This is a genomic window from uncultured Faecalicoccus sp., from assembly GCF_944327125.1.
In the GTDB taxonomy this organism is placed as follows: domain Bacteria; phylum Bacillota_I; class Bacilli_A; order Erysipelotrichales; family Erysipelotrichaceae; genus Faecalicoccus.
In genome coordinates, this window is sequence record NZ_CALVGO010000053.1 from 1 (window position 1) to 8,707 (window position 8,707).

8 protein-coding genes are annotated in these 8,707 nt (G+C 40.9%); 1 reads left to right on the forward strand and 7 read right to left on the reverse strand.

Annotated elements, in window-relative coordinates:
- The 4 genes from Q0K03_RS06245 to Q0K03_RS06260 all read right to left on the reverse strand — a co-directional run.
- A partial coding sequence (locus Q0K03_RS06245) for a methyltransferase domain-containing protein (RefSeq protein WP_297238861.1) occupies positions 1-671 on the reverse strand: 671 nt, incomplete at its 3' end.
- A gap of 56 nt (positions 672-727) precedes the next feature.
- Positions 728-1,918, reverse strand: coding sequence for a tRNA uracil 4-sulfurtransferase ThiI (thiI, locus tag Q0K03_RS06250; protein ID WP_297238862.1), 1,191 nt, complete (start codon positions 1,916-1,918; stop codon positions 728-730).
- Entirely contained in the window at positions 1,902-3,032 is a 1,131-nt protein-coding gene (locus Q0K03_RS06255; RefSeq protein ID WP_297238863.1) for a cysteine desulfurase family protein, read from the reverse strand. The genes thiI and Q0K03_RS06255 overlap by 17 nt, the downstream gene beginning before the upstream one ends.
- A 2-nt stretch (positions 3,033-3,034) precedes the next feature.
- Positions 3,035-4,810, reverse strand: coding sequence for a septation ring formation regulator EzrA (locus tag Q0K03_RS06260; RefSeq protein WP_297238864.1), 1,776 nt, complete (start codon positions 4,808-4,810; stop codon positions 3,035-3,037).
- 275 nt (positions 4,811-5,085) lie between these two features.
- Here Q0K03_RS06260 and rpsD point away from each other — a divergent pair, with 275 nt between their 5' ends.
- Positions 5,086-5,694 (forward strand): 30S ribosomal protein S4, encoded by a 609-nt coding sequence (rpsD, locus tag Q0K03_RS06265; RefSeq protein ID WP_297238865.1) that lies wholly within the window; start codon positions 5,086-5,088, stop codon positions 5,692-5,694.
- Between the two features lie 41 nt (positions 5,695-5,735).
- Here the strand turns inward: rpsD and Q0K03_RS06270 are convergent, their stop codons facing one another.
- From Q0K03_RS06270 to Q0K03_RS06280, 3 genes are all read right to left on the reverse strand, one after another.
- Entirely contained in the window at positions 5,736-6,050 is a 315-nt protein-coding gene (locus Q0K03_RS06270) for a single-stranded DNA-binding protein (RefSeq protein ID WP_297238866.1), read from the reverse strand.
- A 172-nt stretch (positions 6,051-6,222) separates the two neighbouring features.
- Entirely contained in the window at positions 6,223-7,488 is a 1,266-nt protein-coding gene (locus tag Q0K03_RS06275) for a pitrilysin family protein (protein WP_297238867.1), read from the reverse strand.
- Entirely contained in the window at positions 7,475-8,677 is a 1,203-nt protein-coding gene (locus tag Q0K03_RS06280) for an insulinase family protein (protein WP_297238868.1), read from the reverse strand. Before Q0K03_RS06280 ends, Q0K03_RS06275 begins: the two co-directional genes overlap by 14 nt.
- Positions 8,678-8,707: the final 30 nt, after the last annotated feature.

The following is an 8,707-nucleotide window of genomic DNA, read 5'->3' on the forward strand; positions in this document are numbered from 1 at the left end:
GGCGTCATTTCTAACAGTTCCCACACCTCTTTGACCAAAAAAGTTTTCTTGATATTTCTTTCTTCCTGGCACACAAAACCTTTACGATCCGGTTTTGTGGTCTCGTTTTCATAAGGATTTTCATATAACACTTCCTTAAGTTCAAAACAATGCCTTGGACCCGGAACCACTTCAAAACAAAGCCCGTTGGATTTGAGCAAGCGATAAAACTCGGTAAAAGAAGGAGGCACGAAAATGGAAGTGATCGCATCCAATGTTTTATCCGGAAACGGACAGGCAAAGATACTGGACACAATATACAGCGTATGTTTATCGCGTTTGGCAGCGTGCCGTATGGCTTCTTTACTAAGATCGATCCCGAAACAATGCGGCACAAGATTGCTGAAGCATCTTGTGTAATATCCTTCGCCGCAGCCGGCATCCAGTAAGATATGGACCTTATACGTTTCCAACATTGAAGCCAGTTCTTCCCGCAGGAAAGAATAATATCCCTTTTCCAAAAAGGCACTGCGAGCCTGGACCATTAATTTATTATCTCCCGAGTTCTTTTTCTGTTTTAAAGAAAGATTTACATAGCCTTCTTTAGCTCGATCGTATAAATGACCTTCACGGCACACAAATGCATTTTCCTTTAAGACCAGCTCGTGTTTGCATTTTGGACAAATCAACATATCTAAAGTCTACAATAAAAATCCATAATAAAAAAGACTTCATCTTGCGATGAAATCTAAAATAAGTCTTCTTCTTCCTTTTGCGGATGGACCCAAACCGATTCTGCCTGATCAATGCATTCCTGAACAAGACTTTCATAATCAAAACGGTCTTCATATCTAAGACAACGATCGATTCGCGGTTTGGTCGTTGGATTTTTCGGCGTAAAGATCGTACAACAATCTTCGTAAGGAAGAATACTGGTATCATAGGTGCCAATCTTTTTCGAGAGATCAATGATTTCTACTTTATCCATACATACCAGAGGACGAATCATAGGCATGTTTGTCACTTCATTGATGGCCTGCATGCTTTCCAGCGTCTGCGAAGCCACCTGGCCCACACTTTCTCCTGTACAGATTGCCAGAGCATTGCGTTTTTTTGCCAGTCCGGAAGCAATTCGCATCATCATTCTTCGCATCAAAGTAATCGCATAGCTTTCATCGGCATTTTGATAGATGGCCAGCTGTAGATTGGTAAACGGAACTATATGTACCAGCAAATCTCCCTGATACCCGGAGATTTGAGAGGCCAGTTCCAAAACCTTATCCCTGGCGTTCTGACTGGTGTAAGGCGGTGAGGCAAAGTGTATGCATTCGATACGAACCCCTCGTTTCATCATCAGATAAGCCGCTACCGGAGAATCGATGCCTCCCGACAACAAGACCATGGCTTTTCCGCCTACCCCGACAGGATAGCCTCCCGCACCCGGATAACGATCCGTCATGATGTAGGTGGCATCGGCATGGACTTCGATCACAATCTTGACATCCGGATGATGTACATCGACTTTCCATTCGCTGTTTTTTAAAATGGCGGTGGCCACCATGCGGTTCAACTGATCCGAAATAATGGGAAAATTCTTATCCGAGCGTCTTGCCGCTACTTTAAATGTCTTTGAAGATTCCAAAGGAAGACTTTCCAAACAGGCTTCTATAATCTTGTCGGCATCGCTTTCTACCTTTAAGGCAAAGCTAAAAGAAGAGATTCCAAATACTTTTGCGATTACTTCTTTTACCTTTATAGGATCTTCGCCATGCAGATAGATATACATTCGATCATGTTGCCGTTCAATTTCCAGGTTTGGAAAACTCTTGGTCGCTTTTTTTATATTCTCATAAAGCTGTTTGATAAAGTTATTCCGATTCTTGCCTTTTAAAGACAATTCACCATAACGAATCAGAATGTGGTCAAATTGGTAAGCCATAAGTATCTAAGATCTCCTTACATATTTGAATAAATTGTTTTCCTTCATCCAGGGTATTGTTGGCATCAAATGAAAGCCGGATCATATGGGTGGCAATCTTTTCGTCATATCCCATATTCAGTAATGTAGAACTGGCATGGGAAGAATGGGATGAGCATGTGCTTTTCGCACTGACACAAACACCTTTTTGATCCAAAGCGTTCAATAGCACTTCACTGGATATCGCATCAAATGAAATATTCAAGATGAACGGAAGCGCCTCTTTCGGCGAATTGATATGAGCTCCCGGAATCTTTGAAAGTTCATTTCTCAGATACTGATTGAGTTGATAAACTTTCTCATAAGAGCTCTTTTGTTCTTCTAAAGCCAGTCGAATCGTTTTGGCCGCAATGATATTTACAGGGGCGTTGCTCGTACCCCCTCGCAACCCCTGCTCCTGCTGACCACCCTGGATCAATGGAAGAAGTTGAATCTTTTTCTTTTTTATCAATAAAGCACTCCCCTTTAAGCCATGGATCTTATGCATGGACATCGTCATCAGATCGAGTTTTTCAAGAGGAAGTTCGATTTTGGAAAAACTTTGTACACAATCCGAATGAAATACACAGATGGGATTTTCATGAACGACATCGGCAATCTTATCAATGGGGTTGATGGCTCCCATTTCATTGTTGACATGCATACAGGAAACCAGGATCGTATCTTTTCGTAAATGTTCTCGAACCGTTTTTTCCGTCACGATTCCTTTTGAATTCACAGGCAAATACTCCACTTCGAACCCAAACTGCCTCAGCCATGAAAACGAATTGGCAACACTGGCATGTTCTACATTACTGGTCAAGATATGTTTTCCGCGATGCATGTTTTTTAGGCAGTATCCGATAATAGCTAAACTGTTGGATTCACTGGCACTTGATGTAAAAATGATTTCCTGGGGCAGAACATGCAGCATCTGTGCAATCTTTAGACGGGATGTTTCCATCTTCTTTTCGACATCCCGGCCCGGTGTATGCATGGCATCCGGATTGGCAAAACAAGTCTCGATCAACTGTTCATAAAGACGACAAACCTCTGTACGCACAGAGGTTGTCGAAGAGTTATCAAAATAAATCATAGTTACTGCACCTGATTCATAACGGCCGGATCTTTTCTGGCAATCAGTTTTTCATAGATACCAGGGTGCATATTTTCAATGGCCTGAATCGCAATGCGTAAAGCTTTGGTGTATTCGCCGTTATGGAAATAAAGTTCAGCTTTTGTAAGCTCTGTATCCATCGCTGGATGTGAACTTCTAAAGCGATTTCCAAATACGATGGCATTTTCAACCATTACGGCAACGCCTGTTAAATTGTTGGCATTATTGTAGAGTTTGTAAATGAAATCGATCGCATCCTGCAAATCGGCATTCAATGTCTGTACATCCAAAGGACTGTGGTCTAAAACAACGCGAACACGGCTGATCAGACGTTCTCCTTCCTGAATGTCATCGTCAAACTGGCCGGAAATGCTAGGCAACTGACGGATGGCCGCATTCAGACGAACTTCATTTAAAATCAGCTGTAATTTGATGAGCTGTTTCTTGGCACGGTTTTCATCACTGCTTGCACCGACCAGCATCTTCTTCATCGACTGGATCTGCTGTTCAAATTCATCCGCTTCCTGAATAAATTCACGATACGTGTGAACCAGTTCTACGCTTGGCTTATCATCTTCATCGATCAATTTTTCAACCGTCTGTTTCTTCTCTTTTAAAGAAGTCAATTGTTTTTCTGCCAGAATGAAATGCTGTGTCCAATCTTCCAAACCAAAACGATCTTTGATGTTGGCATAAAGCGTTTTGATTTCTCCCAGTTCTTCTTCGATCGGTTCCAAAATATTCAGTTTGGATTGCAGATCTCCATGAATTTCCTCATAGGCCGTCTTTTCCTGAGAGATGCTGTCCTGTAAAACCAGAATGTCATCTGTAATGGATTTGATCTTCTCATCAGCCTGACCGATATTTCCTGAATCCAGCTGAGAAACAACTTGTTCCAGATCTTCCTTGTATAATGCGATCTTTGTCTGCGGTTCCAGATAAGAAAGATCCATGCCTTCTCCTTCCACGGACAAAACGTTCTGCTGAAGTTCTTCAATGGCCTGTGGAAGAACGCTCTTTGCCTTTTCATAAAGATCCGGATAGGCTGCGATCACACTGCTGAGCGCATCCACCTGTTTGGCAATCTTATCGCATTCGTCCTTGGCTTTGTTGAATTCTGAAGCATACATCCATTCTTCAAAATTTGAGAATTGGTTTTCAATATCTTCCAATTTATTATCAATTAAAGTTACTGCTTCATAGAAATTGCTGCGATTGTCCTGATAAACCGTTTTTACATTGCGGAATCTTTCTTTTACCGCACTGGCAAATTCACGGACTTCGCTTTCTTTTTCTAAGATATGATCCAGGCTTTGATTTACGATACGGATTCTTTCTTTTGTATCGTCAATCAGAGATTCGATCTCATCCAGTTTGCGCATTGCCTTTTTAACGCGGCGAGAATCCATTAGATTGTCAGCATCGGTAAAAAGATCTTCCAAAGTAGAGATACTCTGTTGGCAAGTGTTGTATTTTGGCGTTAAATTCTTGACCCGTTCCATGACATCATCGTTCACGCGGGCAAAAGCTGTTGCCTTGTTGAATTTAAATGTCAGAGAATTGTTCCGAATCTCATTGATTTCAACTTCCAGTTCACTCAAACGTTTATCCGCCTTATTCCGGCGAATGGTTCTTGATATGATCCAAATCAGGATCAAAAGCAAAAGCGCGATCCCGATATAAATCAGTACAGTCATAGAAATATGTGCTGTAATAAAATCCCCAATCGAAACAAAAATATTCATAACTGTATCCATAACAGTACCTCCCCGATAAATACCTAGTTTATTATAGCAAAACTTTAAATTCTATGCATTAAGATTTCAAAATTTCTTGATTTCATTCTGTTCTTTTGATATTATTTTTAAGCATAAATTGATAGCAGCATACAAAGCCATCAGTATTGCGTTGTAAGCCTATGAGCGATCTGAGTAAACTAATAGCTGATAGTGGAAACGATCGATTACAACACACCTGATAGTGATTTGTACTGTTATTGTTTTATGAAGGTAAAACAATAGGAGGAAAAATTATGTCAAGAAACACAGGAAGTACCTGGAAAAAGTCTCGTCGTCTTGGTTTCTCTATCCTGGAAACAGGAGAAGAACTGAATCGTCGTCCTTATGTACCAGGTCAGCACGGAAAAGGACGCCGTGTAAAATTAACAAACTACGGATTACAGTTACAGGAAAAACAGCGTATTCGTCATACGTATCAGCTAAGCGAAAAACAATTCTACAACACATATAAGAAAGCCAGCAAGAAACAAGGTGCTGCCGGTGAAAACTTCTTAGTGATGTTGGAATCTCGTTTGGATAACCTTGTATATCGTATGGGGTTTGCCCGCACTCGCCGTGGAAGCCGTCAGTTGGTAAACCATGGACACATCTTCGTAGATGGTAAAAAAGTGGATATTCCTAGCTTCCAGGTAAAACCTGGTCAGGTGATCGAAGTTCGTGAACGTGCCAAAAACATGGCATCGATCAAAGAAGCTTTGGAAGCCGCTACAACAACCGTTGATTATGTAGAAGTAGATAAGGAAGCTAAAAAAGGCACTTACACACGCTACCCAGAACGTAACGAACTGTTCACTTCTCAGCCAATCAACGAATTGTTAGTTGTTGAGTTCTACAACCGTTAACGTTAATGAAAAAATCTTTGCGAAATCCGCAAAGATTTTTTTTATCCCTGATGAATGAAACCAATATGTTCAGCCACAAAGATTGAATTGTAGTAAACTTTATCTTCTTTTGTATAAGAACGCGATAAGACTCTTCCCTTCACGCTGATCCAGGCACCCTGGCTGGTCGTATTACACAGTGTTTCTGCCAATCCGCGCCACACTTCAATTTGAAAGGTATCGATTTCATAGACCCCTTGTGAATTCGCATAGGGTCTTTCTACTTCAATCAATACATTACAAACTTTTTCGCCTGAAGGAATCTGTCTCAGCTCCGGCATTTCTTTAATGCGCCCTACAAAACAAAATACATTCATATCTTACCTCCGGTATGGGAATCTACCCATGTATATCACCTGCCTTCGGTATTATTTTAGAAAGAAAGTAAAAGTCTAACAATTTGTACAGTTTCTCTAAAATAGAATTAAAAAAACTGTTTAGACCAAAAATTTAATCTAAACAGATGAAAAAAACAATGATTTAGAGAATCTATCCTTGATTGACCGATTCAATGATAATTTTTGAAGAATGAGAAAGATCCAGAGACAAAACACAGGTGTGTGCCTGTTCCTGATCTAACTTTCGGATCGTATCGATCATTGAAAAATAGTCGATCCCTTGAACTTTTGCCTGAAAGTTCTCTACCGCCAGACTCTCAAAAAGATCGTACGTCCGAATCATGGAGGCATAGAGCCGGTGTGTCAAGCTGGTAAATACAGCTTCAGGAATTCTTTGATTCTGCATCTTATGCACAGTTTTCTCGACAATTTCAAAAAACGGTTCCACCTTAGAGGTTTGCGCATAAAATAAGAGATACGCATGATCGGGACTGAATTCACATTCGGCTCCGACCACAGAATTCAGAATTCTCTGATCGATCCACGACTGATACTCATCATCCAGTGATGTAAAAAACGCATCCAGGTACATTTGAAGATAGTATTCCTTCAAAAGACAAACCTTCGGATCATTTACCGGTTCTAATTTAAAGGCATACCCCACATAGGGAATCGAAATATCCATCCGGTCTTTAACACATGTTGAAACTACCGAACGCGGTTCTTTTTTTATGACTCGTTCTGGCAATTCTTTCATTTTCGAAGGGTATTCCTGTTCTATGGATTCTATAAGATCAAAGATCGTGTCCGGATCTTCCGCGCTTACAGCCACCAGGGTCAGTTTTTTAGGATCGTAGTTCATTTGATAAAACCGGGTCAATTCTTCTACCGTCATATTCTGAATATCTTCTCTGGATCCTAATACGTCAATATGAATGGGATGCGTATGATATAAAGCATCCCAGACCATTTTCATAAGACGCGACTCCGGACTTTGCCGGTACATATCGTATTCACTTAGAATGATGCCCTTTTCTTTCTCTACGGTTTGCTCATCGATATCCAGATTTTGAACGAAATCGCATAGTAGTTTCAAGGGCTTTTCGATACCCGAAGACGTTGAAAAATAATAGGCCGTTTCGGTAACGCTGGTAAAGGCATTGACATTACAGGAATACTTCGCAAAGTCATCGGTCACATCTTTACCATGCAAGCGAAACATTTGATGCTCAAGAAAGTGGGCACATCCGCTGGGATGAACGATGCGTTTTTGCCCGATGGTCTGCTCGATATCCATCCCTCCGGCAGAGGTTCCCAAAAGAAAAAAAGACTGTTTAAAATTTGGTTTGTGAATCACATTTACAGACATTCCATTTTTTAGCGTCTTTGTGTAGACATCAAGATTAAATACTTTCATCCGGTTCCTCCTTAACAATGGCAAGAGAACACTTCGTTATTGTTTTTGAAACCGCAGCCACATCTTCCTTAGTGATGTTTTGAATAGATCGCTTTTTCTCATCCATACTTTTCTTATGTTCTATATACTCGTTGAAAAACACCTGATCCATCCAGGCAAAAGGATAATCCTGAACCATATCCAAAGAATCAATCAGGTCGCGTTTGGCATTCTCCAGCAAAGCCGTCGAAAAATCCCCATTTTGAAGCCGCTTGATCTGTTCATCGACCAAAGCAAGCAATTCATCCACGTTCTGAGCGCTTGTTCCCGCATGCACCAAGAGTAAACCGCAGGAGCGGATCAAGGACGAATGAACTGAATAACAAAGACTGTTTTGTTCCCGAATCGTCTCAAAGAGTAAATTGTTCGGACACTGTCCTAAAATCGAAGTCATCACGATCAGGGAATCCGCCTGCGTATCCTTTAAACCTATACCCGTTTTACAACAAAGAACAAGCGATGTCTGTTCGATTTGTTTTAAAATCACTTCCTTTTGATATCCGGAAGACAAATACGGCAAAAGACAGTCCCAATTTTTAGGACAGGTGTCCAGGCCGGACAAATACGATGCCATCGAAGGCTCAAAATCGCCGCATGCCATAACAAGCCGAGGGGCCTGATGGATCTGTTCCAGTATTTCGGGAATGCGCTCATACGAAATGTGATCAAGATCTTCCAGATATCCTTCCGGCCGTAAAGTAACCGGATGAGAAGGATCCAACAAAGAAAGAGCTTGGGTATACGCTATCGTATCGGGATCATCGTACTGACGAATCAATTTATTGCGCAAAAGATGTGCACTTTCCTGAAAACTCTCTGGATCGATCCGGGTGTGAAAAAGGAATTGATCCATCATCTCTGTCAAAACAAGCGGATCGATAGGACATGGCAAATGTTGTGAGCGAATAAACTGAAATCGAAATTCGAACACAAAAGATTCGCCGATTGTTTGAATACGGATCGAAAAGCGAAAATTGTACGCTTGATTGAGTCTTAAAAGGATCTCTTTTTTTGAAGGATATTTCTCCGTCTTCAATTTCATCATCAGTGCACAAAGATTATAATACGTCACCTTATCTCTTTGAAAAGGTAAAAAGGTCCGGATGGAAATGGAATTGTCGATAAATTTAGTGGTTTCTAGGATTCTCATGAAAAGTATTCTATCATAAATTAGTAAAAG